Source organism: Caulobacter sp. S45, assembly GCF_009765965.1.
Classification (GTDB): Bacteria; Pseudomonadota; Alphaproteobacteria; order Caulobacterales; family Caulobacteraceae; genus CAHJWH01.
On the sequence record NZ_LMUL01000003.1, the window covers coordinates 35,609 to 58,641 of the forward strand.

General features: G+C 68.4%; 18 protein-coding genes. 4 read left to right on the top strand and 14 right to left on the bottom strand.

Going from position 1 to position 23,033, the window contains the following annotated elements:
* The first annotated feature begins 27 nt into the window (after window positions 1-27).
* Entirely contained in the window at window positions 28-1,188 is a 1,161-nt protein-coding gene (locus tag GSQ87_RS01645) for a GNAT family N-acetyltransferase (protein WP_158912835.1), read from the top strand.
* Between the two features lie 4 nt (window positions 1,189-1,192).
* On the opposite strand, the gene GSQ87_RS01650 is transcribed toward GSQ87_RS01645, so the two are convergent.
* A complete protein-coding gene (locus GSQ87_RS01650) occupies window positions 1,193-1,603 on the bottom strand; it encodes a DUF6491 family protein (RefSeq protein ID WP_158912836.1) in 411 nt (136 codons plus the stop codon).
* Window positions 1,604-1,736: 133 nt separating this feature from the next.
* Window positions 1,737-2,312: a DUF5655 domain-containing protein gene (locus GSQ87_RS01655; protein WP_158912837.1), complete on the bottom strand. Its 576-nt coding sequence runs from the start codon at window positions 2,310-2,312 to the stop codon at window positions 1,737-1,739.
* A gap of 65 nt (window positions 2,313-2,377) precedes the next feature.
* Here GSQ87_RS01655 and GSQ87_RS01660 point away from each other — a divergent pair, with 65 nt between their 5' ends.
* A complete protein-coding gene (locus GSQ87_RS01660) occupies window positions 2,378-2,815 on the top strand; it encodes an HIT family protein (protein ID WP_158912838.1) in 438 nt (145 codons plus the stop codon).
* A 161-nt stretch (window positions 2,816-2,976) separates the two neighbouring features.
* Here the strand turns inward: GSQ87_RS01660 and ppdK are convergent, their stop codons facing one another.
* The 8 genes from ppdK to GSQ87_RS01710 form a co-directional block, all read right to left on the bottom strand.
* The gene (gene ppdK / locus GSQ87_RS01665; protein WP_158912839.1) at window positions 2,977-5,685 is read right to left on the bottom strand and encodes a pyruvate, phosphate dikinase; all 2,709 of its coding nucleotides are present in this window, start codon (window positions 5,683-5,685) and stop codon (window positions 2,977-2,979) included.
* Between the two features lie 8 nt (window positions 5,686-5,693).
* Window positions 5,694-8,228 carry a glycine--tRNA ligase subunit beta gene (gene glyS, locus GSQ87_RS22635; RefSeq protein WP_254062694.1) on the bottom strand — a complete coding sequence of 845 codons (2,535 nt, stop codon included), beginning with the start codon at window positions 8,226-8,228 and terminating at the stop codon, window positions 5,694-5,696.
* 3 nt (window positions 8,229-8,231) lie between these two features.
* Entirely contained in the window at window positions 8,232-8,660 is a 429-nt protein-coding gene (locus tag GSQ87_RS01685) for an endonuclease domain-containing protein (RefSeq protein ID WP_216838925.1), read from the bottom strand.
* Window positions 8,661-8,704: 44 nt separating this feature from the next.
* Entirely contained in the window at window positions 8,705-9,583 is an 879-nt protein-coding gene (locus tag GSQ87_RS01690; RefSeq protein WP_158912992.1) for a glycine--tRNA ligase subunit alpha, read from the bottom strand.
* Between the two features lie 116 nt (window positions 9,584-9,699).
* Window positions 9,700-10,326 carry a fasciclin domain-containing protein gene (locus GSQ87_RS01695; protein ID WP_216838917.1) on the bottom strand — a complete coding sequence of 209 codons (627 nt, stop codon included), beginning with the start codon at window positions 10,324-10,326 and terminating at the stop codon, window positions 9,700-9,702.
* A 109-nt stretch (window positions 10,327-10,435) separates the two neighbouring features.
* Window positions 10,436-11,329: a 4-(cytidine 5'-diphospho)-2-C-methyl-D-erythritol kinase gene (locus GSQ87_RS01700; RefSeq protein ID WP_158912841.1), complete on the bottom strand. Its 894-nt coding sequence runs from the start codon at window positions 11,327-11,329 to the stop codon at window positions 10,436-10,438.
* On the bottom strand, window positions 11,326-13,083 hold the full coding sequence (locus GSQ87_RS01705; RefSeq protein ID WP_254062696.1) for a tetratricopeptide repeat protein: 1,758 nt from the start codon (window positions 13,081-13,083) through the stop codon (window positions 11,326-11,328). Before GSQ87_RS01705 ends, GSQ87_RS01700 begins: the two co-directional genes overlap by 4 nt.
* Before the next feature lie 76 nt (window positions 13,084-13,159).
* Window positions 13,160-14,866 carry an electron transfer flavoprotein-ubiquinone oxidoreductase gene (locus GSQ87_RS01710; protein WP_254062697.1) on the bottom strand — a complete coding sequence of 569 codons (1,707 nt, stop codon included), beginning with the start codon at window positions 14,864-14,866 and terminating at the stop codon, window positions 13,160-13,162.
* A gap of 134 nt (window positions 14,867-15,000) precedes the next feature.
* Here GSQ87_RS01710 and GSQ87_RS01715 point away from each other — a divergent pair, with 134 nt between their 5' ends.
* Together GSQ87_RS01715 and GSQ87_RS01720 are read left to right on the top strand one after the other, a co-directional pair.
* Window positions 15,001-15,816 (top strand): uracil-DNA glycosylase, encoded by an 816-nt coding sequence (locus GSQ87_RS01715; RefSeq protein ID WP_158912842.1) that lies wholly within the window; start codon window positions 15,001-15,003, stop codon window positions 15,814-15,816.
* Window positions 15,817-15,957: 141 nt separating this feature from the next.
* The gene (locus GSQ87_RS01720; protein ID WP_158912843.1) at window positions 15,958-17,544 is read left to right on the top strand and encodes a lytic transglycosylase domain-containing protein; all 1,587 of its coding nucleotides are present in this window, start codon (window positions 15,958-15,960) and stop codon (window positions 17,542-17,544) included.
* Window positions 17,545-17,669: 125 nt separating this feature from the next.
* Here the strand turns inward: GSQ87_RS01720 and GSQ87_RS01725 are convergent, their stop codons facing one another.
* The 4 genes from GSQ87_RS01725 to GSQ87_RS01740 all read right to left on the bottom strand — a co-directional run bounded on the left by GSQ87_RS01725 (window position 17,670) and on the right by GSQ87_RS01740 (window position 22,960).
* Window positions 17,670-18,950: a hypothetical protein gene (locus GSQ87_RS01725; RefSeq protein WP_158912844.1), complete on the bottom strand. Its 1,281-nt coding sequence runs from the start codon at window positions 18,948-18,950 to the stop codon at window positions 17,670-17,672.
* 208 nt (window positions 18,951-19,158) lie between these two features.
* Complete coding sequence (locus GSQ87_RS01730) at window positions 19,159-20,490, bottom strand: N-succinylarginine dihydrolase (protein WP_158912845.1); 1,332 nt, start codon at window positions 20,488-20,490, stop codon at window positions 19,159-19,161.
* Complete coding sequence (gene astD, locus GSQ87_RS01735; protein WP_158912846.1) at window positions 20,487-21,959, bottom strand: succinylglutamate-semialdehyde dehydrogenase; 1,473 nt, start codon at window positions 21,957-21,959, stop codon at window positions 20,487-20,489. Before astD ends, GSQ87_RS01730 begins: the two co-directional genes overlap by 4 nt.
* The gene (locus tag GSQ87_RS01740; RefSeq protein WP_158912847.1) at window positions 21,956-22,960 is read right to left on the bottom strand and encodes an arginine N-succinyltransferase; all 1,005 of its coding nucleotides are present in this window, start codon (window positions 22,958-22,960) and stop codon (window positions 21,956-21,958) included. Before GSQ87_RS01740 ends, astD begins: the two co-directional genes overlap by 4 nt.
* Between the last annotated feature and the right edge of the window lie 73 nt (window positions 22,961-23,033).

Genomic DNA, 23,033 nt, shown 5'->3' on the forward strand with positions numbered 1-23,033 from the left:
GCGCGCGCGGATCGGGAGTATCGGGGCTTGAAGATCAAGGCCGAGATCTCGGTCCACACCGCCATCGACGAGATCGGCCGCGACGCCTGGGACGCCTGCAACGCCGCCGCCGACTATGCCGACAACCCCTTCACCGCCTACGACTTCCTGCAATCGCTGGAGGAGAGCGGCTGCGTCTCGCCCCGCACCGGCTGGGCGCCCCACCACCTGTCGGTGCGCGACGCCGCGGGCGAGATCGCCGGGGTCATGCCGCTGTATCTGAAGTCCCATAGCCAGGGCGAATACGTGTTCGACCACGCCTGGGCCAACGCCTACCAGCAGGCGGGCGGCGACTATTACCCCAAGCTGCAGGCCGCGGTCCCCTTCTCGCCGGTGACCGGCCCGCGCCTGCTGGTTCGCGACGGCGCGCCCCGCGCGGAGGCGCAGGCGATCCTGCTGGCAGGCGCACGGACCCTGTGCGGGCGGCTCGGCGCCTCGTCGCTGCACGTGACCTTCCCGCTGGAGTCCGAGTGGCGGGCCATGGGCGAGCAGGGCCTGCTGCTGCGCCAGGACCAGCAGTACCATTGGGAGAACGCAGGCTATTCCACCTTCGAGGACTTCCTGGCCGCGCTATCTTCCTCGCGCCGCAAGACCATCCGGCGCGAACGGCGCGACGCCCAGGCCGAGCTTGAGATCATCGCGGTCAGCGGCGCGGAGCTGACCGAGGAGCACTGGGACGCCTTCTTCGCCTTCTACATGGACACCGGCGCGCGCAAGTGGGGCCGGCCCTATCTGAATCGTCGCTTCTTCTCGCTGCTGGGCGAGCGGATGGCCGACAAGGTGGTGCTGGTGCTGGCCCGGCGCGAGGGCCGCTGGATCGCCGGGGCGCTGAACCTGATGGGCCGCGACACCCTGTACGGCCGCAACTGGGGCGCGCTTGAGCATGTGCCCTTCCTGCACTTCGAGCTCTGCTACTACCAGGCCATCGAGCAGGCCATCCTGCGCGGGCTGAAGCGGGTGGAGGCCGGCGCCCAGGGCGAGCACAAGATCGCGCGGGGCTATCTCCCCTCCCCGGTCTACTCCGCCCACTGGATCGCCGACCGGGCGCTGCGCGAGCCCGTCGCCCGTTATCTGGAACAGGAGCGCATGGCGGTGCAGAGCGAGATGGCGCTTCTTGAGGCCGAATACTCCCCGTTCCGGGAAGACTGAGCCGTCAGCGCTTCTGCGACTTCTCCAACGCCCGCGCCTGATCCAGCGTGATCGGCTCGATGCTCTGCATGAAGCAGGGCGTGGAGATGATGTCGCCGCTGTTGGCGACATAGAGCTGGGCGTCGTGGATATCGCAGATGCGCGATCCTCCGCGCATGACGGTGGTGATCCTGGGCAGCGGACTGGCCAGGCTCTGGCACTTGGACGTCGTCACCCGGAAGGCGCGCCCCACGCTGCGCAGCAGCAACGTGTGGTCGTCCAAGGGTTCCCAGTTGTTGGACAGGGTGGTGTCGATGCACTGGCCGCCCGGCAGCGAGGTAGGCGGCGACGGGGTCTTGTCGGGCTGGGCCGCGGCGGGACCGGCGAGCAGAACGGCGGCGAGGAGAAGGGGCGTTGCGGCGCGCGAGGAGGTCACGTGTGTCTCCTATGCAGGGTTGAGCCACGAGTTTGCCCTGTCTTGGCGACCGCATGATGTCCGAGGTGGAAACCGACGGGTCGGGAATCTCAGTGGTCGCTCACTGGAGCCCTCCCCTCGCTCATCCCCGCCTTCAGGATCGCTCCCAAGCTCGGCGCATCAATTCGGCCACCTCCGCGTCGACGTCCTCGGCCGCAGCGAGTTCCATCACCGCCGTCAGCCGCTCGGACCAGGATTCCCGGCCAGGCGGGGACACGCGGGGATGGGTATCCTCCGGCGGCAACGCCAGACCCAACCGCACGCGTCCGCCCTTCAGCGGGCGCACGGCGGCGAACTGGACGCGGCGGGAGAAGGGCGTGTAGCCCTTGCGCCGGCCGACCAGCACGCCTTCCAGCCCGGCGACGGTTGCGGCGATGGCGTCGAACACCGCGCGGGCGTGGGGATCGGCCCACAGGGGGTCGTCGCCCTCGCCGTCCGTATCGTCGGTGTCGAAGGCTGTCGACAGCACCAGCGAGGCGCGGTTCTGCGCCAGGCCGTGCGTGTCCTTCATCCATTTCAGCCGGGCGCGATGGGCCGTCTCGGGACAGGCGCGGGCGATCTCGGCCCAGGCGTCGAGGGTGCGGCCGGTGTCGCGCTCAAGACCCTCGCGAAGGGAGGCGAACCATTTACGCTGCTGCTCGGTGAGGGTGTCGGCGTCCCATTTCGGCATGTCTGCGACCGCCTCTTTCGGCTATCAGGCTCGCGCGAAGCGTACACCGCACGGGAGATTTGGTCATGAGCCTCGAAGGCGCCTACGAGCACGACAACATCTTCGCCAAGATCCTGCGTGGCGAGCTGCCCTGCGCCAAGGTGTTCGAGGACGCCCACGTGTTCGCCTTCATGGACGTGTTCCCGCAGTCGAAGGGTCATGTGCTGGTGGTGTCCAAGACCTCGCGGGCCCGCAACCTGCTGGAGATCGAGCCCCAGGCGCTGCAGCTGCTGATCCTGGGCGTGCAGCGGGTGACGCGCGCCACCCAGGCCGCCCTGCAGCCGGACGGGCTGACGGTGACCCAGTTCAACGGGGCCGAAGCCGGCCAGACCGTCTTCCATCTGCACTTCCACATCATCCCCAACTATGCGGGCGTGGCGGTGGGACGGCACGCACAGGGCGGCATGGCCGACGCGGGGGAACTGGCCCAGCTGGCCAAGGCGATCGCAGCGCAGATTTCTTGATTCCTTCTCCCCTTGCGGGAGAAGGAAGGGCCCGCGTGTCGATAGACGCGTAGGAAGGTTGAGGGGTCGACGAGCGCTTATCGGCTTATGGCGGCGAGACCCCTCACCCTCCCAGCCCGAGGCTGGGTCCCTCCCTCTCCCGCAAGGGGAGTGGGTCAGCCCTACTTCGCCTTCGCTTCCAGCGCCGCCTGGGCCGCGGCCAGGCGCGCGATCGGCACGCGGTAGGGCGAGCAGGAGACGTAGTCCAGCCCCACCGCCTCGCAGAAACCGATCGAGGCCGGGTCGCCGCCGTGCTCGCCGCAGATGCCGAGCTTCACGTCCGGTCGCGTGCTGCGCGCGCGTTCGACGCCGAGCTTGATCAGCTCGCCCACGCCTTCCTGGTCGATGCTGACGAAGGGGTCCTTCTCGATGATGTTCTTCTTCAGATAGGCGTCGAGGAACTTGCCCGAGTCGTCGCGGCTGATGCCGAAGGTGGTCTGGGTCAGGTCGTTGGTGCCGAAGGAGAAGAATTCCGCCGTTTCGGCCAACTGGTCGGCGCGGATGGCGGCGCGGGGCAGTTCGATCATAGCCCCGACCTTGTAGTCCAGCTCCACGCCCTGTTCCTTCAGCACCGCCTTGGCGGTGTTGTCGGTCAGCTTGCGCAGGAAGGCCATCTCTTCCTTCTTGGCCACCAGGGGGTGCATCACCTCGACGATGGGCGCCTCGCTCTTCTTCTTCACCGCGCAGGCGGCCTCGAAGATGGCGCGAACCTGCATCTCGTAGATCTCGGGGAAGGCCACGCCCAGGCGGCAGCCGCGCCAGCCCAGCATCGGGTTGGTCTCCGACAGCTCGGACCGGCGGCGCTTCAGCTTTTCGAGGTCCAGCCCGGCAGAGGTCGCCAGTTCTTCGATCTCGGCGTCGGTATGGGGCAGGAACTCGTGCAGCGGCGGATCGAGCAAGCGGATCGTCACCGGCAGGCCGGCCATGATCTCGAACAGCTCGGTGAAGTCGGAACGCTGATAGGGAAGGATCTTGGCCAGCGCGGTGCGGCGACCCTTCTCGTCGTCGGCCAGGATCATCTCGCGCACCGCCGAGATGCGGTCCTCTTCGAAGAACATATGCTCGGTGCGGCACAGGCCGATGCCCTCGGCCCCGAAGCCGCGCGCGGTGCGGGCGTCCAGCGGGGTCTCGGCGTTGGCGCGCACCTTCAGCCGACGCACCTCGTCGGCCCAGACCATCAGCTGGGCGAAGTCGCCCGACAGCTCGGGCTCGATCATCTCCACCGCCCCGGCCAGGACCTCGCCCTTGCCGCCATCGATAGTGATGATGTCGCCGGTCTTGAACACGCGACCGCGCGCGCGCAGCTCGCCGGCCTTCTCGTCGATCTGGATCTCGCCGGCGCCGGAAACGCAGGCTCGGCCCATGCCGCGCGCCACCACCGCGGCATGGCTGGTCATGCCGCCGCGGCAGGTGACCACGCCGCGCGCCGCGTGCATGCCGTGGATGTCCTCGGGCGAGGTCTCCTCACGCACCAGGATCACCGCCTCGCCGAGTTCGGCCAGGCGTTCGGCCTCGTCGGCCTGGAAGGCGATCTTGCCGGTGGCCGCGCCCGGCGAGGCCGGCAGGCCGACCGCGATCAGGTCGCGCACCGCGCCGGGATCGATGGTGGGATGCAGCAGTTGGTCGAGCGAGGCGGCCTCGACCCGCATCACCGCCTCGTCGCGGGTGATCAGGCTTTCGGCCACCTGGTCTACCGCCATCTTCAGCGCGGCCTTGGCGGTGCGCTTACCGTTGCGGGTCTGGAGCATGTAGAGGTGCCCCCGCTCCACGGTGAACTCGATGTCCTGCATGTCGCGGTAGTGGCGTTCCAGTCGCTCGACCACGTCCTTGAACTGGAGGAACACCTCCGGCATCGCCTCCTCCATCGAGGGGGCCTTCTCGCCCATCTCCTCGCGGGTGGCCTTGGTCAGGGCCTGGGGGGTGCGGATGCCGGCGACCACGTCCTCGCCCTGGGCGTTGATCAGGAACTCGCCGTACAGGCGGTTCTCGCCGGTCGAGGGGTTGCGGGTGAAGGCGACGCCGGTGGCCGAGGTGTCGCCCATGTTGCCGAACACCATCGACTGGACGTTGACGGCGGTGCCCCAGCTCTCGGGGATGTCGTGCATGCGGCGGTAGAACTTGGCCCGATCGTTCATCCAGCTGGCGAACACCGCGCCGACGGCGCCCCAGAGCTGGTCGCGCGGGTCCTGCGGGAAGTCGCTGCCCAGTTCGCGCTTCACCGCGACCTTGTACTCGGCGACGACCTTTTCCCAGTCGGCGGCGGTGAGCGCGGTGTCGACCGAGACGTCGAGCCGGTCCTTGGCGTCGTCCAGGATCTCCTCGAACAGGCTGTGCTCCAGGCCCAGCACCACGTTGGAATACATCTGGATGAAGCGGCGATAGCTGTCGAAGGCGAAGCGCCGGTCGCCCGACAGCTTGGCCAGGCCCTCGACCGTCTGGTCGTTCAGGCCCAGGTTCAGCACCGTGTCCATCATGCCCGGCATCGAGGCCCGCGCGCCCGAGCGCACCGAGACCAGCAGCGGATTGGCCGCGTCGCCGAACTTCTTGCCGGCCAGGGCCTCGACCTTGGCCAGCCCGGCGTCGACCTGACCCTCCAGGTCGGGCGGATAGCTCTGGGCGTTGGAATAGTAGTGGACGCAGGCCTCGGTGGTGATGGTCAGGCCGGGCGGCACCGGCAAGCCCAGCGCGCTCATCTCCGCCAGGTTGGCGCCCTTGCCGCCCAGCAGGTTCTTCATCTTGGCGTCGCCGTCCGCCGACCCGCCGCCGAAGGAATAGACCCAGCGGGTGGTGGCTGCGGCGCCCTTGGGGGTGTCGTTGAAGCCGTCGGCCATGGGTAACCCTATCCGTTGGAAACCAGTGAGAAGTCCGCGATCCGGTTCGCGGCGTCCCGTACAGCGCTTAACAGCCGCAAACGGTTCAGTCGAACCGCCGGCTCCGGGTCGTTGACCAGCACCTTATCAAAGAACGCGTCCACTGGCATTCGCAAGTGCGAAAGGAATCGCATCGCACCTGCGAAGTCCTCTGCCTCCAGAGCGGCGTCCACCTGCCCTTGGACTGTGCGCAGCGCGGCCGACAGCGCCTTCTCCTCGGGCGCGGTGAGCAGCTCCAGGCTCTCGTTGAGGGCGTGGTCCTCGCCCGGCGCCTTCTTGGCCTCGGCCTTGAGGATGTTGGCCGCGCGGCGATAGCCGGCGAGCAGAGACGCGCCGTCCTCGGTCTTGAGGAAGCCGTCGAGCGCCTCGACCCGGCGCACGATGCGCGCGAGGTCGTCGTCGGCTTGTCCATTTGTAGGTGCGAACACGGCGTCTACGAGGTCGTGGTGCTTGCCCTCGTCGCGAAGTTGAACTTTTAAACGATCGGCAAAGAAAGTGAGCAATTGATCGGCCGCCCGCCGAAGCGCAAATATACGAGCCTCTTCGCTAGCCATCACAGCTTGATCAATTATTGACGGCGAAGATTTAAATGACCCCAAGATCGGGTGATTAATTTCCACAGATTCCTTGCCAGCCGCTATCAGCGCGCGACTAAAGACCTCTTCATTTTCGACTGTAATGGACAAGTAACGCTCATGCGCGGTCCATAGTACGGAAAGTATGCTAACGTTACGATCAGCTTCCAGAATTAACCGGATCACCCCCAAAGCCGCCCGCCGCAACGCGTAAGGGTCGCGCGACCCCGTCGGCCGTTCGTCGATGGCGAAGAAGCCGACCAGGGTGTCGAGCTTGTCAGCCAAGGCCACGGCCACCGTCACCGGCGCGGTCGGCACGCTGTCGGAGGGGCCGACCGGCTTGTAGTGGTCGCGCACCGCGTCGGCGACCGTGTCGATCTCGTCGGGCGTCAGGCCGTGCAGCCATCTCCCTTCCCCCTCGAAGGGGGAAGGGTCGGGGATGGGGGTGTGGCCACCGTCATCCGCCTGGTGAACTGTGGAGGCGCCGCCCGCGCCTTCTGAAGCGCCGTCTGCGCCCTGCACCCCCAACCCTGCCCTTCCCTCTTCGAGGGGGAAGGGTGAGGCGTCGACCATCTGCTCGACAGTCGCCAGCGGGTCCTCGTCGCCATCGGACTCAGCGGACAGATGAGCGACGTCCACCCCGGCGCGCGGCGCCGGGTCCTGCGCGACGCGGGCCTGGCGCACATAGTAGCCGCCCATGATCCCCTGCAGTTCGGGGAACTCGCCGACCATGCCGGAGACCAGGTCCGCCTTGCACAGCTTGGCAGCGATCTCGGCCAGCTCGACCTCGCGCGGGGTGCACCCCACCAGCGGCGCGATCTCCTTGGCCAGCGCTGCGATCCGCTCCACCCGCTCGGCCATGGTGCCGAGCTTGGCGTGGAAGGTGACGCCGTCGAGCTTGCCCAGCCAGCGGTCGAAGTTCCCGGCCCGGCTGTCCTCGTCCCAGAAGAAGCGGGCGTCGGACAGGCGCGCGGTCAGCACCCGTGCATTGCCGTGGGCGATCACCGCCCCGCCGTCGGTCGGCTCGATGTTGGCCGTGACCACGAAGTACGGGGCCAATCTCCCAGTATTTGGGCCGCCGGTCTTGGGGTCGCGCACGGCGAAATAGCGCTGGTGGGTGCGCATGGAGGTGCGGATCACCTCGGCCGGCAAATCCAGGAAGTCCGGGTCCATGTCGCCCAGGATCGGGACCGGCCATTCCGCCAGGCCCGTCACCTCGTCCAGCAAACCCTCGTCTTGAACCCACTCCAAGCCGCGCTCGGCGCAGACCGTCTGGCAGCCGGCGGCGATGCGAGCGCGCCGCTCGGCCGGGTCGAGCACGACGTAGCGGCGGCCCAGCTCGGCCGCATAGGCGTCGAAGTCGCGGGCGGCGAACGGCGCGTGCTCGGCGCCCATGAAGCGATGGCCTTCGGACAGGTCGCCGCTCTCGATCCCGTCGATGGCGAACGGAACGATCTCGCCATCGAACACGCACAGGATGCGCTTGAGCGGCCGGACCCAGCGCAGCGTGCCGGAGCCCCACCGCATCGACTTGGGCCAGGGGAAGCCGCGCACGGTAGCGTCGACCATCTCGGCCACGATCTGCGGCGTCGGGCGGCCGGCGCGGTGCAGGGTGGCGAACAGCACCCCGTCGCGCTCAGTCAGTTGCTCGCGGGTCAGGCCGGTGGAGCGCAGGAAGCCTTGCAGCGCCTGGTCCGGCGCATTGGCGCGCGGGCCCTTGCGCTCCTCGGTGCGGTCGGCCTGGGCGGCGGGCAGGCCGTCGACCACCAGGGTCAGGCGGCGTGGGCCGGCGAAGGCGCGCAGGGTGTCGAAGGCGAGGTCGGCGGCGGTCAGGCGCTCACGCGCCATGCGCTCCAGGTCGCGCGCGGCCTGGGCCTGCATGCGCGCGGGGATTTCTTCGGAGAGCAGTTCGAGCAGGAGCTGGGGCATGGCTTACTCTCCCTTCCCCCTAGATGGGGGAAGGGTCGGGGATGGGGGTGTCAGCGCTGCGGTCGCAATCATGGCCACCACGCCGTTAAGGTCATTCACCACCGCCGCATTGGTGAAACGGAGCGTGCGGTAGCCCTGCATCTCGAACCAGGCGTCGCGCTCGGCGTCATGAAGTTGGTTCTCGGGCAGATCGTGACGCGCGCCATCCACCTCGACGATCAACCTCGCGGCGTGAATCGCAAAGTCAGCGACGTAGCGGCCGATGGGCGTCTGCTTACGAACATGCAGGTCTAGCTTGCGCAGCTCCGACCACAGCAGCTTTTCCGGCAAGGTCATCTCACGACGTAAGCGGCGGGCTCGGTCGATAGCGCCTCGAGCATTTCTATCGTCTGATGGATGCGCCGAGACACCCCCACCCCGACCCTCCCCCATGGAGGGGGAGGGAGCGCTGGGTGAACCGCCGCCGCCAACCTCGCTCACGTCTGGCGCTCCATCTCCACCCAGGCTTCCGCGCAGGCTTTGCACAGGTCGCGGATGCGGCCGATGTAGCTCTGGCGCTCGGCCACGGCGATCGCACCCCGAGCGTCCATGATGTTGAACAGGTGGCTCGCCTTCAGCACATGGTCGTAGGCCGGCAAGGCCAGTTTGCGCCCCTGGCGGCTACGCTGCTCCAGGATGCGTGGGACCTCCCGCGCCATGTCCTCGAACTGGCGCTTGAGCATGTCGACATCGGCGACTTCGAGTTCGAACTTGGAGAACTCGCGCTCATTCTCCAGAAACACCTCGCCATAGGTGAACTGGTCGTTGAACCGCAGGTCGTAGACGCTCTCCTTGCCCTGCAGATACAGCGACAGCCGCTCCAGCCCGTAGGTCAGCTCGCCGGCCACCAGCTCCACGTCCAGCCCGCCGACCTGCTGGAAGTAGGTGTACTGGGTCACTTCCATCCCGTCGCACCAGACCTCCCAGCCCAGGCCCCATGCGCCGACGGTGGGGTTCTCCCAGTCGTCCTCGACGAAGCGGATGTCGTGGACGGTCGGGTCCAGGCCGATGGCCTTCAGCGAGCCGAGATAGAGGTCCTGCAAGTTCTCCGGATTGGGCTTGAGGATCACCTGGTACTGGTGGTGCTGGTGCAGTCGGTTGGGGTTCTCGCCGTAACGGCCGTCCGCCGGCCGGCGCGAGGGCTGGACATAGGCGGCGCGCCAGGGCTTGGGCCCGAGCGCGCGCAGCACGGTGTTGGGGCTGAGCGTGCCGGCGCCGACCTCGACATCGTAGGGCTGCAGGATCACGCAACCCTGCTCCCCCCAATAGCGATGAAGCGTCAGGATCAGGTCCTGGAAGGTCAGGGCGTCGCTCATGAGGGTGCGCAGGGCCGTCCAGGCGGTCAAAGAAAAGCCGGCGGACCATAGGGTCCGCCGGTTTGGGGATCAAGGCGAGCGGCCGAGGCCGAGGAAGTCCAAGGCCGCTTCAGGTCTTAGGCGGAGGGGGTCAGCACCTTGTCGACCACATAGATCACGCCGTTGGAGGCCGGCACGGCGGCCTGCAGCACGTTGGCGTCGTTGATCCGGATCGGGGTGGCGGAACCGTCGATGCTGACCTGCTTCTGGGCGGCGGTCATCACCTTGCCGGCGGCGTGGCCCTTGACCTGCGCCTCGGTCACCTGGGTGGTGATGATGTGATAGGTCAGCAGGGCCCGCAGCTGGGCGGGGTCCTTCTTGATCGCGTCGAGCTGGCCGGGCGGCAGGGCGGCGAAGGCCGCATCCGTCGGCGCGATGACGGTGATCTTGGGCTGGGCGCCCTGCAGCACGCTGGTCAGGCCGTTGGCGTCGAGCGCGGCCAGTAGGGTGGTGAACTGACCGGACCCTTTCAGCTCTTCATAGATGGTGGAAGACGCCGACGGCGTGATGATCGGGGCGGAATTCAAGGCTTGAGACGCGCCCGGCGTGGTCGCTGGCGGCGCGCTCGGGTCCGTTCCACCCTGTGTCTGGCTGACACCGGACGTCGTCATGGTCGAAGACGGGGTCGACCCGGCCTGGGCGAAAGCCGAGGACGCCATCAGGGTGGCGACGGCGGCGCCGGCCAGCAGGCGATCGATCTTCATCACGTATTTCCTTCAGCAACGCGAACTGTGCGCTGTTTACCTACCGGCTCAGCTGAGAAAAGGTTTCTCCAGTTCACGGGTTCGTGAACGCGGACAACAGCTCATTTCCTCAGCTCGGGTCAGGCCACGGGCCGCCGAAGCGGCAGGCCTGGACCCACCAGCCGGGATGCTCGCGCTCGAAACGGCGGGCCAGGGCCGCTGCATCGGCAGCGTTGCGGCAAAGCGCGAAGGCGGTGGCGCCAGAACCTGAAAGCCGGGTGAGACGCGCTTCGGGCGCCGCTCGCAATGCGCCCAGCACAGCGTTTATTTCAGGGGCGACGCCAAGCGCCGGCCCCTCCAGATCGTTTCGGCACGCGGCCAGGAAGGCGATCAACGTGTCGACATCGTCGAACGCGTCGGGCGTTTCCGGCCGATCCGCTGCGCCGGCCGCATGGACGTCATAGGCGCGATAGACCTGTCCCGTGGAGCAGGGAACACGCGGGTTGACCAGCACGGCGTCCAGCACCGGCATGACCGGGGGTGGCGACAGGCGCTCGCCACGACCTTCCGCCATCACTGGCCGCGCAGCCAGGCAGGCCGGGCCGTCCGAGCCCAACTCGCCGGCGATGGCCATCAGCACATCGTCGCCGGCCTGGGGGACGAAAGCGTCCCGCACCAGCCGCAGCCCCGCGCCCGCATCGCTCGACCCGCCGCCCAGCCCCGCCGCCACCGGCAGGGCCTTGATCAGCTTCAGCCGGAATGGCGGCGGTTGCACGTCGAAGCGGGCGAGCAGGGCCTGGACCGCCCGCCAGGCCAGGTTGCCGGCCGGGTCCTCGCCCGCCAGCGCGGCGGCGAACGGACCCTCCAGGTCGAAGCCGGTCGTGTCGGCGGCGCTCAGCTCCAGCCGGTCGCCGATGTCGGCGAAGGTCATCAGGCTGGCCAGCGGGTGATAGCCGTCGGGTTGCAGGGGGGCGACGTGGAGGAAGAGGTTGACCTTCGCCGGCGCCAGGGCGGCTGCGATCAAGGATGGCCTGCGTCTTTCGGCGCCGTGGGTCCGCCGGCCGAGCCCAGTCCATCGCGCGCCAGCTTGCCCTCGACGGAGGAGCGAGCCTTGGCGTCGGGCTCCAGCGTCAGCACGCGGCGCCACTGGTACTGCGCCTCCAGCTTGCGGCCGGTGCTGAAGTAGGCGTCGCCGAGGTGGTTATTGATATCGGGATCGGACGGGTCGAGGCTGGCCGCGCGCTCCAGCTCCTTGACTGCCTGGGGATAGCGGCCGAGGCGATAGTAGGCCCAGCCAAGCGAGTCGACCACCGCGCCCGAGTCGGGCGCCAGGGTGGTGGCCTTGGTCAACAGGCTCAGCGCCTCGTCTAGGTGCTCGCCCCGGTCCGCCCAGGCGAAGCCCAGATAGTTCAACACTTCGGGATCGTCGGGCTTCAGGTCCAGCGCGTGTTGCAGGTCCTTTTGCGCGGTGTCCCACTGGCCCTGCCGTTCCAGCGAGGCGCCGCGAAGGTAGTACAGCCGCCAGACCGCGGCGGTGTCGCGGCCGACCAGGGCGATCAGCTTGTCCAGGGTCTGCACGGCCTCAGGATAGCGTTCGTCGTCGCGATAGATGTCGGCCAGGACCAGCAGGGTGTGCGGGTCGCTCGGCCGGTCGGCCACGGCGGCCTGGGCCACCTTGAGCGCCTCATCCTTGCTTCCCGCTTCCTGCAGGTTGATGGCCAACCGGCCCTGGGCCGTGGTGTATTCGGGCGAGGTCGGCTTGACTCGGCGATAGGCGTCGCGCGCGGCCGCCGGGTCCTGCTGCGCCTCAAGCGCGTCGCCGACCAGCACCCAGCCCTCGGCTAGGTTGGGATCGAGCTTCAGCGCCAGGCGCAGATAGGCCAACCCCGCGTCGGGTTGTTTCTGCGCCAGCAGCAGGGCGGCCGGGCCGATCAGCGACTGCGCCGCGCCGGTGAGGATGGTGGGCGCCGCCGGCGCGGTCGCGCCCGCCGCCGCACGCGCCTTGGCTGCGGCGAAGGCCGGGTCGGTCGGGTCCTTGGACAGACTCTGGCCGTAGAGCGCCACCGCCGCATCGCGTCGGCCGCGCCGTTCGAGGAAGGCGCCATAGGCCAGGGCGAACACGCCGCCCCGAGGGGCCATGACCTGATATTCCGCTTCGGCTTCGGGGAACTTGCCAGCGCGCTCCAGCAGCAGGGCGTGGTTCAGCTGCCCGAAGGCCTGCACCGCCCGGTCGCCGCCCCCGGCGACCGGCGTGGTGGCTGCATTCCAGTCCCCGGCCGCTGCAGCCGCCCAGGGCGTCAGCAAGGCCGCCGCCGCCCAATGGGCGCCCATGCTCGACGCCGACAGCAGGTCGTAGGCCGCCTTGCCGTGGTCCGCCGACAAGGCCACCACCGCCTGGGTGACCCGGCCGAGCGCGTAGGCCGCTTCGTCGCCTTCGCCCGGACGCGGGGCCAGGGCGGCGGCCCGGTCCACATCGCCGGCCACCAGGGCTGCGGCGAAGGCGCGTTCCTTGAGGAAGCCGGCGTCGGGGCTGCGCGCGCTGGCCTGGCCGAGATACATGGCCGCGTCCTGGCTGGCGCCGTTGTCGAGTGCGGCCTCGCCCGCGAGATACAGGCCATAGACCGAGGTGTCCCCCAGTCGCGAGTCCATGCTCGAGGCGTCGGCATGGGCGGCCGGACGCAGCGCAGGCGGCGACGCTCCGGTCGCGCAGGCGGCGAGCACGGCGGGAAGGGCCATAACGGCGAGAGCGCGGGCCAGAACCCGATTGGTCTTGGACATCAGGATTTACATCCACCCTTTGCGCCCGCCGGGCAAGCGCGCGCCGCCATCTCGCACCTATAACGCGTGAGACGGCTCACATGTTCGGATAGTTGGGACCGCCGCCGCCCTCCGGCGTGGTCCAGACGATGTTCTGCGACGGGTCCTTGATATCGCACGTCTTGCAGTGAACGCAGTTCTGCGCGTTGATCACAAAGCGCGGATCGGTCCCCTCGTCCTGCACCACCTCGTAGACCCCGGCCGGGCAATAGAGCCGGGCTGGCTCGCCATACTTGGGCAGATTTACCCGGATCGGGACGGCGAGGTCGCGCAGCTTCAGATGGCTGGGCTGGTCCTCGTCGTGGTTGGTGTTGGAGATGAACACCGAGGACAGCTTGTCGAAGCTGATCACGCCGTCGGGCTTGGGATAGACGATCGGCTTGTAATCCTTGGCCAGGCCGGTGGACTCCGCGTCGGTCTTCTTGTGCTTCAGCGTGCCGAGGAACGAGAAGCCGCCGGTCAGGTTGGTGACCGTCATCTCCATCCCCGCCGCGATGGTGCCAAGCACGGTGCCGAGCCGGGTCAGCAGCGGCTTGGCGTTGCGCACCAGCATCAGCTCCTTGCGGATCGCAGAGGCGTCGTAGGCGGTCTGATACTCGCTCAGCACGTCGCCGCCCCGCCCGGCCGTCAGCGCGCCGTAGGCCGCGTCCGCCGCCAGGATGCCCGAGCGGATGGCGTTATGGCTGCCCTTGATGCGCGGCACGTTGACGAAGCCGGCGCTGTCGCCGAGCAGCACCCCGCCCGGGAAGGCCAGCTTGGGCACCGACTGCGCCCCGCCCTCGCAGATCGCCCGCGCGCCATAGGAGATGCGCTTGCCGCCCTCCAGGTGGGGCCGCACCTCGGCATGCTGCTTGAAGCGCTGGAACTCGTCGAAGGGCGAAAGGAACGGGTTGGCGTAGTTCAGGTGGACCACGAAGCCGACGGACACATAGTTGTCCCCGAAGTGGTACATCCACGAGCCGCCGCCGGTCTTGTCGTCCAGCGGCCAGCCGAGCGTGTGCTGGACATAGCCGGGCTTGAAGGTCGCGTCGGGGACTTGCCACAGCTCCTTGATGCCGATGCCGTACTTCTGCACGTCGACGCCTTCGCGCAGGCCGTACTTGGCCTCGACCAGCTTGGACAACGAGCCGCGCACGCCTTCGGCCAGGAACACGTAGCGGCCATGCAGCTCCACGCCGGGCTGGAAGTCGGGCTTGTGATGGCCGTCCTTGGCCACGCCGAACACGCCGGCGACGACGCCCTTCACCACGCCATCCTGGTAGACCAGCTCGGACGCCGACATGCCGGGATAGATCTCCACCCCGAGCGCCTCGGCCTCCGTCGCCAGCCAGCGGCACAGATTGCCGAGCGAGGCGATGTAGGCGCCATGGTTCTTCATGAACCCCGGCATCGGCAGCCAGGAGATGTCCAGCGATCCGTGCGGACCGAGATAGATGAAGCGGTCCTTGGTGACGGGCGTCTCCAGCGGCGCGCCCTTTTCCTTCCAGTCGGGGAACAGGGTGGTCAGGCCGGAGGGGTCGATCACCGCGCCCGAGAGGATATGGGCTCCGACCTCGGAGCCCTTTTCCAGCACCGCGACGGAAATATCCTCGCCCCTCTCGGCGGAGAGCTGCTTCAGCCGGATGGCGGCGGCCAGGCCGGCGGGACCGGCGCCGACCACCACCACGTCGTAGGCCATGACCTCGCGCTCGGGCGAATCGGCTTCCACGCCGCCCATTTCGTTTTCGATCTCTTCCCCGCCCATGCCCTGTCCCCTACCGCCCGTGGATCGCGCGTCGTCTTGAGGTGCGAACGGATCGCGCGACGCCTTGATCCTTGATAGGACTTATCTGAACCTCTCGACAGCATGGTCAAGCGCCGTGCGCCGAACCGGATTGCATGGCCCAACCGCATCATCCCGCCGATCTCCGCGCACTCGAAGGCCTGCTGGCCTTCTGGGCCGATGCGGGGGTGGATTGCGTCTATGCCGAGGAGCCGGTGGACCGGATGGCCGAAGGCGCGCGCCGCTTGGCGCCCCAACGGCCGCCGACTGCGCCTCCCGCCAGGCAGACGGCCGCCGCCGCGCCCTCCGTTGCGCCGCATGTGGGCCAAGCCCTGGTGGAGGCGCGCGCGGCCGCCACAGCCGCCGGGGACCTCACCGCCCTGCAAGCCGCCATCGCCGCCTTCGAGGGTTGTTCGCTGAAGGCCGGGGCGACCAATACGGTGTTCTCGCGCGGGCGGCCCGATGCGAAGATCGTGATCGTCGGCGAAGGTCCCGGCGCCGAAGAGGATCGCCAAGGCCAACCCTTCGTCGGCCCCTCCGGACGGCTGCTGGACCGGATGCTGGAGGCCGCGGGCCTCGCCGACCAGGTATTCATCACCAACACCGTGTTCTGGCGCGCGCCGGCGAATCGCACCCCTTCGCCGCAGGAGCAGGCCGTCTGCCTGCCCTTCGTCGAGCGCGCCATCGCCCTGGTGCGACCCCAAGTCTTGCTGCTGATGGGTGGGGCCTCGGCCAAGCATCTGCTCAAGCGCCCGGAAGGCATACTGAGCCTGCGCGGCCGTTGGCAGGACTGGGTTTCCGAGGACGGCGCCCAATCGATCCCGGCCATGCCGACCCTGCATCCGGCCTTTTTGCTGCGACAACCCGTCGCAAAGGGGCACGCCTGGCAGGATATTTTGACCCTGCTGTCAAGACTTGAAGGGCCCGCTTAGCTCGGTCAGGGTCCACCTGCCTAGTTCTAACTAGTGAAAAACCCACGTGCAGCCCGCCCATGACGAGATCATTCGGGGGCGGGCGGCCGAGCGGAAGGTTACTGAATGACGGTGTCAGGACGGGGTTCTCGCCCGTACGCCATGAGCTTAGCCATCGGCGTTTTCGGGTCCATGTCCCTGGCCGGCGCCGCCCTCGCCACCCCCATCCCCACCTCCGACCTGGCTAACGCCGCCTCCCCCGTCGCGACGTCGGCAGCGCTGAAGGTGCTGTCCGCCGAAGACGCCCGCCGCTATGGCCAGGCCTTCGCCGCCATGAACCGGGGCGACCTGATCGCCGGCCAAAACCTGGCCAAGGGCGTTTCCGACCCCTGCTTGCTCGGCCGCCTCGAGGCCGCCCGGCTGCTGAACCCCAACTACCGCGCCAACTATCCCGAGATGGCCGCCTGGCTCGAACGCAACGCCGACCTGCCCGAGGCCGAGCGCGTCTACGACCTGGCGATGAAGCGCAAACCCTCCGGCGCCGCCGCGCCGCGCGCACCGCTGACCGCCAGCGCCTCGACGCCCAGCGCCGTAAGCCTGGGCGAGCGGGTGTCGCGCAGCCTGCAAGGCGCGCCCGCCCCCAGCGCCGGCCAGCGGGCCGCCCGCGACGCCTTCTACCACGGCGACCTGGAGCAGGCTTACGCCCTGGCTGTCCGCTCCAACGAGCGCTGGATCGCCGGCCTCGCGGCCATGCGGCTGAAGCGCTATCCCGAGGCGCAGAGCAACCTCGAAGCCCTGTCCGGCGACGTCCGCCAGAGCCCCTGGATGCGTTCGGGCGCCGCCTACTGGGCGGCCCGCGCGGCGGCGGCGCAATCGGACGGCGCCAAGGCTCAGGGCCTGCTCAAGGTCGCCGCCCGCTCGCCGGACACCTTCTATGGCCTGATCGCCGCGCGTGAGCTGCAGCAGCTCAACGCCAAGTCGCCCAAGGCCGACGCCATCGCCGACATCCTGGCCGCCTCGACGCTTAGCGTCGACGACGCCGCCGCCTTCGCCAAGTCCGACCCGCGCGCTCACCGCGCCGCCGCCCTGATGCAGATCGGGCTGCCGCTGAACGCAGGCGAGGAATTGCGCACCGCCATGACCACGGCCAGCGACGCGGATCGCCCGCGCCTGACCTCCCTGGCCCTGGCGCTGAACGCGCCCTTGGGCGACGCCGACCCGTCCAAGGCCGGTTGGGCGCGCTTCGACGTGGGCCACTTCCCGACCCCAGTGCTGACGCCGCTAGGCGGCTTCACCATCGACAAGGCGCTGGTCTACGCCCTGGTCCGCCAGGAGAGCCGGTTCGACCCCAACGCCGCCAGCGGCTCGGGCGCCTACGGGCTGATGCAGCTGACCGCCGACACCGCCGCACGGCTCGCCGGCGACGACAAGCTGCGCCACAATCCCGCGGCGCTGCGCGATCCCGGCCTGAACCTCAAGCTGGGCCAAGCCTATGTGACCAAGCTGCTCGCCGCCGCCAAGGGCGACGTGCTGAAGGCGGTGGCCGGCTACAACTCGGGTCCTGGCGTCGTGCAGAAGCTCTCCGCCAAGATGGGTCAGGACGCCGACAGCCTGATGCTGGTGGAAAGCATGCCCAGCAGCCAGACCCGCGACTACGTTCAGCGGGTGATGTCCTACTACTGGACTTACCGGCAGATCTTCGGCCAGGACGCGCCGGCCATCGCCGCCGTCGCCAAGGCGAGCTTCTAGGGTCTGGACACGGTCCGGCTCACGCTCGAGCCGCACCTCGGCTTTCGACGATTAGGGCGCGCCCCTACCCTCCACGGCTCAGGCCCCCATCTCCGCCTTGAAGAGGGTGCAGACGACGGCGAACGCTAGAAGGGCAGGCTACGCCGCTTCAATTCCACCCGTATGATGCTGGCCCGCCCAGGGTCGGGATAGACCAGGGCTAGCACGCTAGCGGAACGGTTTCCGGCGTCGAACGCTGCGCTGGCGGCGCGGACACGCTGGGCGGCCGTCATGATACGTTGCGCACCCGCCGTCTGCTGAGCCAGCAGCAGGCAGATCGCCAGAGCCGCGACGGCTTGGGACAGCTTGGGAAAGCGGCTCCACGCCTGATGGACCGGCGCGATCAGGGCCAGGATCAGGCCCGCCTGAAGCAGGCTGGTGAACGGGAAATAGCGGGTCGGCACGATGGGCTGGGGCAGTTCGTCCACTCGTCCGAACGTCGCCATGACCGCGGTCAGCAGGCTGAACAGGATCAGGTTGCAGCCGATACGCTCGATCCGCCCCAGGCCGCCGGGCGACCTCGCCCCACGCAAGGCCAGCAGACCTCCGCCCAGCGCGCATGCGATCCCGAACAGGTGCGCGGGGATCTTGGCGCCGCTTCCGCCCGACCAGGGCAGAGCGCAATAGCCGGTGAAATAGACGAACATCTTAGCCAGGTGCGCTGGAGCCACCATGTTCATCTCGCCCAGATGCCGACTGGGCGCGCCGAGTCCGCTCATCGAAACGGCGATATAGACGATGGCGACGGCGACGGTGGCCGCCAGCCGCCATTGCAGATGACGGTTGCGAACAGCGGCGTAGATCAGAACCGGCCACACCCCGAGACCTGCCGCATTTCCAAATCCGGACAGCACGCCGCAGACGAGCGCCGCGAGGAAGAACAAGGCTCCGCTCTTCTCGCCGTCATGCAACTCAACGGTGCTGAGCGCCATGGCGGCGAACGCGGAAACGAAGATGTAGACGCTGAAGACCGGAAAGCTGCAGTCTTCGCAGGCAGCCGCACTGATCAACGTCATGACCACGAACGTGCAGGCCAAAACCGCGAAGTCGCCCTTAGGCAGATTGCGGATCACGATCCCGGCCAAGACGGCCACCGACACGAACAGGGACAGCAGCGTCCCGATCAGGAACGCTGGAACCCGCTCCTTCCCGAACACGCACATATCCAGATAGGTCAGGATTCTGGCGAAGACGATTCGCTGATTGGTATGGGGCGTCCAGAGATATCCCAGCCAATTGCCTGCCTTCTGGGTCGCAAAGACCAGCGCATCCCAGTCATGGGGATCGCCGTAGGGCGCGGCGAGAACGCTTCTGGTGGCGGCGAATACGAATATGGCGATGTAGATGATCGCGCAGAGCGAGGACAAAACCAGGACGCTTGGGTTAATTTTCGAGTCCACAATCCTTGCAGCGGTCGCCTGGGACGCACCCATGGGCTCGGATAGCGGCGTAAGCTTTCCAGCAGCCGTCCGCACGCTTGCATCACGCCACATACACAACCCCGCCGCGAATTGATCGCAGCGTTCTAAGTCGAGGTGTAGCTTGGGGCTAGACTATACCTAAGCTCGAACACGGCTAGGTTGACGCAGGTCTCGACAACAGGTCGTCCAGCGCATTCATCGCCTCGCGGCTTTCCCGGATCATCGCGGGGTCGATCAGGTCGGCCGGGGTCAGGCGGTCACGATAATGGTGTTCAGCCCAGGCGGTCAGCCGCCGATGCAGCGCGTCGGTGAGCCGATAGCCCGGATTGGCGGCGGTCAGTTGCGCAGGCGTCAGCACCACCCGAAGGCGTAGGCAGGCCGGGCCGCCGCCGTTGCGCATGCTTTCGCGTACGTCGACATATTGCACCCGGCCGATGGGTCCGTTGGAAGCGGCGATGCGCTCGGCCACGGCGTGGGCGAGCGGGTTCTCCGCCACGTCCATGGGCGCGATCAGCACCAGCCGATCCTCGCCGGGAACCTCGATCAGCATCGAGTTGAACAGGTAGCTGGCGATGGCGTCGGCTAGCGGCAGTTCAGCCTCGGACACCTCGACAAACTGCGGTTCGAACAGGCCGTCGGCCGCGCGGCGCACCTTGTCCCGCATGGCGGCAGGGTCCTCAAAGGCGGTCTGGTGGTAGAACAGGCAGGTTCGGGCCCCCACACAGACCACGTCGTTGTGGAATGCCCCCGCCGCGATGGCCGCCGGGTTCTGGCGCAGGAACACCGGACGATGGGCGCCGTGACGCCGGGCGACCGCCTCGGACGCCTCGCGGGTCTGGCGAGCGGGGAAAGGGTGGGTCCAAGGCACGTAGGCGTCGCGCCCATAAGCGAACAGGTTCACCCCCGGCGCGCCATGCTCGGCGCACAGGCGCACATGGTTGGCCGCGCCTTCGTCGCCGAGATGCGGTTGGGACGGCAGGGCGTCGTGGACGGCGAAATGGCTTTCGTCAGGGAAGATGGTGCGAAGCTGAGCCGCGGTCTGAGGGTGCTCCAGGCTGCGGTGCAGGTTGGCGACGAGATTGGCGGCGCTCAGATGGACGCGGCCGTCGGCGCTGTCGGCTGACGGGGTGACGGTGGCCGCGTTTGCCGCCCACATGGCCGAGGCCGACCAGGCCGCCCCGGCCAGCAGCGGCGCCGTCTTCCAGGCGGCTTCGTTCACCTGGGCGTCGGAACCGCCGAACCCCAGGCTGCGTAGGAAAGCGAAGTCCGGCCGGTCGTGCGGCGGCAGCACGAACTGAGGCACGCCCAGGTCGGCCAGCAGCTTCATCTTGGCCAGGCCCTGCAACACCGCCGCGCGCGGGTTGGAGAGCGCGCCGAAGTGGGTCTGGCTGGCCAGGTTGCCGGGAGACAGTCCCGCATAGTTGTGGGTCGGTCCGACCAGGCCGTCGAGATTGGCCTCGACCGCAGGCGCGCCGACGCCGCTCATCCGCGCAGTCCCTTGATCTCGCCGAGGGTGGGGACCGCGTGGTCGGCCTCGAAGCTGGCGACGGGATAGGCGCAGTAGTCGGCGGCGTAATAGGCGCTCGGCCGATGGTCGCCAGACGCGCCCAGCCCGCCAAACGGCATGTTTCCCGCCGCCCCCGTGGTCGGGCGGTTGCGGTTGACCACGCCCGCGCGCGACCGGTTCAGCAAGGTCCGCCAAAGCGCGTCGTCTTCGCTGACCAGACCCGCCGACAGGCCGTAGCGGGTGGCGTTGGCCGCCTCGACGGCCTGATCGAAGCTCTCAACCCGTTTCACCAGCAGCACCGGCGCGAAGATCTCCTCGTCGGGGGGAACGATGTCGCTCACATCCAACAGGGCGGGGGTGACGAAGGCGGCGCTCAGGCCTTGCACGGCTTCGAACGGCATGAGCACGCGCGCGCCCTGCTTCACCAGCGCCTCGCCCCTGGCCTTGGCGGCGTCCGCCGCGCGGGCGGAGATCAGCGGGCCCATGAACGGTTCGACCGCGCCGTCCCACGGACCGACGACCAGCCGGCTGGCGAGCGCGATGGTCGCCTGGACGATCCGGTCGCCCACAGCCCCGTGCGGGACTATCAACCGCCGGGCGCACGAACAGCGCTGGCCGGTGGTGACGAAGGCGGACTGGACCACGATGGCGGCGGCGGCCTCGGGATCGACGTCCTCCCAGACGATCAGCGGGTTGTTCCCGCCGAGCTCGAGCGCCAGGATCACATCGGTGCGGTCCACGAACTGGCGGCGAAAATGGGCGCCGGCCTCCGCGCTGCCGGTGAACAGCAGCCCATCGATGGGTTGGTCTAGCAGGGCGGCGCCGGTCTCGCGCCCACCTTGGATCAGATTGAACACTCCATCGGGCAGTCCGGCCGCCCGCCACGCCTCGGCCATGCGCCGGCCCGCGAGCGGGGTCAGTTCGGATGGCTTGAACACCACGGTGTTGCCCGCCAACAGGGCCGGCACGATGTGCCCGTTGGGCAGGTGGCCCGGAAAGTTGAACGGCCCCAGCACCGCCATCACCCCATGCGGCCGGTGACGCAGGACCGCCCGGCCGAAGCCCGCAGCCGCCTCGCGCTCGCCAGCCCGTTCGGCTTGAGCTGAGATGGAGACCTCGACCTTGGCGATCATCGAGCCGAGCTCGGCCTTGGTTTCCCACAACGGCTTGCCGGTCTCGCGCGAGATATCGGAGGCGAAGTCGGCTGCGTTCGCTTCCAGCGCCGCCTTGTAGCGACGCACGTGCTCGATCCGTTCGGCCAGGGGCGCGTCGGCCCAGGCGCGGAACGCCTTGCGCGCGGCGGCGACGGCCTCGAACACCTCGCGGCCCCCGGCGGATGGGGCGTCGAACACCACGGCGTCGGTGGCGGGGTCGGTGGAGACCAGGCGCGGGCCTGAACCCTCGCGCCAAGCGCCGTCGAAAAATTGCTGGGCCAGGTCGGTGCTCATGGGGCGATCCTGATGATGTCGCCTTCGGACAGGCGCAGCGCCTCGGCGGTCTGGAGCGTGATCTCGGCCTCCTCCGCTTGGACCAGCACGGGCGCGCGGACGGCGCGGAACAGGTCGACCGCGTCCACGGCGATGAGCTGGCTCGGGCCGGTCACGTCGGAAACGATCTTCAGCCGACGCCTGACGCTGCCCTTTACGGTGACGATGTCGTCACGCCGGCAGGAGACGCTCGGCCCCGCGTCGAACAGGTCCACCAGGTTCTGGTAACGGAAGCCCTCGCGCTCCAGCATGGCGCGGGCGGCCTCACCCTCGCGGTGGACGCGGCCCACGCCCGTGCGCGCCGCCTCGGGCAGCAGTTCGAGATAGATCGGGTGGCGCGGCGCCAGGTCCAGGATGAACTGGCCGTCGGTGGAGGCGCTCATCAGGTCGGCTTCATCGAACGGGAGGCGGAAGAAGCGCATGCCCACCGTCTCCCAGAACGGACAGATCCCGTCGTCGTCGAACCAGCCGCGCAGCTCGGCCAGCACCATCTCGGCGAAGCGCTGAGGGTCGGCGGCGATCAGCATGTAGCGCGACTGGGCCAGCAGCCGGCCGGCCCCGCCCTTGCGGCTCTCCGGCCGCAGGAACAGCGAGCCCACCTCGGTCCAGCCGGAGCACTCGTTCACCAGCACCAGGGCGGAGTGGTCGAAGCGGGTGGCGATGGCGGACGAGAACTGGGTCATGTTGACGACCCGGAAGCTGAAGAAGGGTCGCTTCAACCCGACGGCGGCCTTGACCCCCGCCACACCGACCACCTGGCCGGTGTCGGCCTCCTCCAGCATCAGGGTGTACCAGGCCTCCAGCGGCGCGGTGGCGCCGGAGAAGCTATCCCATGAGGTCAGCAACCGTTCGCGCAGCGTCGGCTCGTCCTCGGGCAGGCTTGTGAAGCCACGCCCCGAGAGCCTCGCCAGCTCGGCCATCGACTCGTAATCTTCAGGCCCCGCAGGACGCACCACCAGCATGGCTTAGCTCTAAACGAGCCCTAGGCGGCAGAACACCCCCTCTGAGGCCTCGTCCAAGGGTCGTTCGTCGCCG

Coding starts and splice junctions, on each gene's coding strand:
- GSQ87_RS01655 (WP_158912837.1), bottom strand. CDS start 2,312: ATGCCGAAATGGGACGCCGACACCCTCACCGAGCAGCAGCGTAAATGG.
- GSQ87_RS01660 (WP_158912838.1), top strand. CDS start 2,378: ATGAGCCTCGAAGGCGCCTACGAGCACGACAACATCTTCGCCAAGATC.
- ppdK (WP_158912839.1), bottom strand. CDS start 5,685: ATGGCCGACGGCTTCAACGACACCCCCAAGGGCGCCGCAGCCACCACC.
- glyS (WP_254062694.1), bottom strand. CDS start 8,228: ATGCCCCAGCTCCTGCTCGAACTGCTCTCCGAAGAAATCCCCGCGCGC.
- GSQ87_RS01685 (WP_216838925.1), bottom strand. CDS start 8,660: ATGGGGGAGGGTCGGGGTGGGGGTGTCTCGGCGCATCCATCAGACGAT.
- GSQ87_RS01690 (WP_158912992.1), bottom strand. CDS start 9,583: ATGAGCGACGCCCTGACCTTCCAGGACCTGATCCTGACGCTTCATCGC.
- GSQ87_RS01695 (WP_216838917.1), bottom strand. CDS start 10,326: ATGAAGATCGATCGCCTGCTGGCCGGCGCCGCCGTCGCCACCCTGATG.
- GSQ87_RS01705 (WP_254062696.1), bottom strand. CDS start 13,083: ATGTCCAAGACCAATCGGGTTCTGGCCCGCGCTCTCGCCGTTATGGCC.
- GSQ87_RS01710 (WP_254062697.1), bottom strand. CDS start 14,866: ATGGGCGGGGAAGAGATCGAAAACGAAATGGGCGGCGTGGAAGCCGAT.
- GSQ87_RS01715 (WP_158912842.1), top strand. CDS start 15,001: ATGGCCCAACCGCATCATCCCGCCGATCTCCGCGCACTCGAAGGCCTG.
- GSQ87_RS01720 (WP_158912843.1), top strand. CDS start 15,958: ATGAGCTTAGCCATCGGCGTTTTCGGGTCCATGTCCCTGGCCGGCGCC.
- GSQ87_RS01730 (WP_158912845.1), bottom strand. CDS start 20,490: ATGAGCGGCGTCGGCGCGCCTGCGGTCGAGGCCAATCTCGACGGCCTG.
- astD (WP_158912846.1), bottom strand. CDS start 21,959: ATGAGCACCGACCTGGCCCAGCAATTTTTCGACGGCGCTTGGCGCGAG.
- GSQ87_RS01740 (WP_158912847.1), bottom strand. CDS start 22,960: ATGCTGGTGGTGCGTCCTGCGGGGCCTGAAGATTACGAGTCGATGGCC.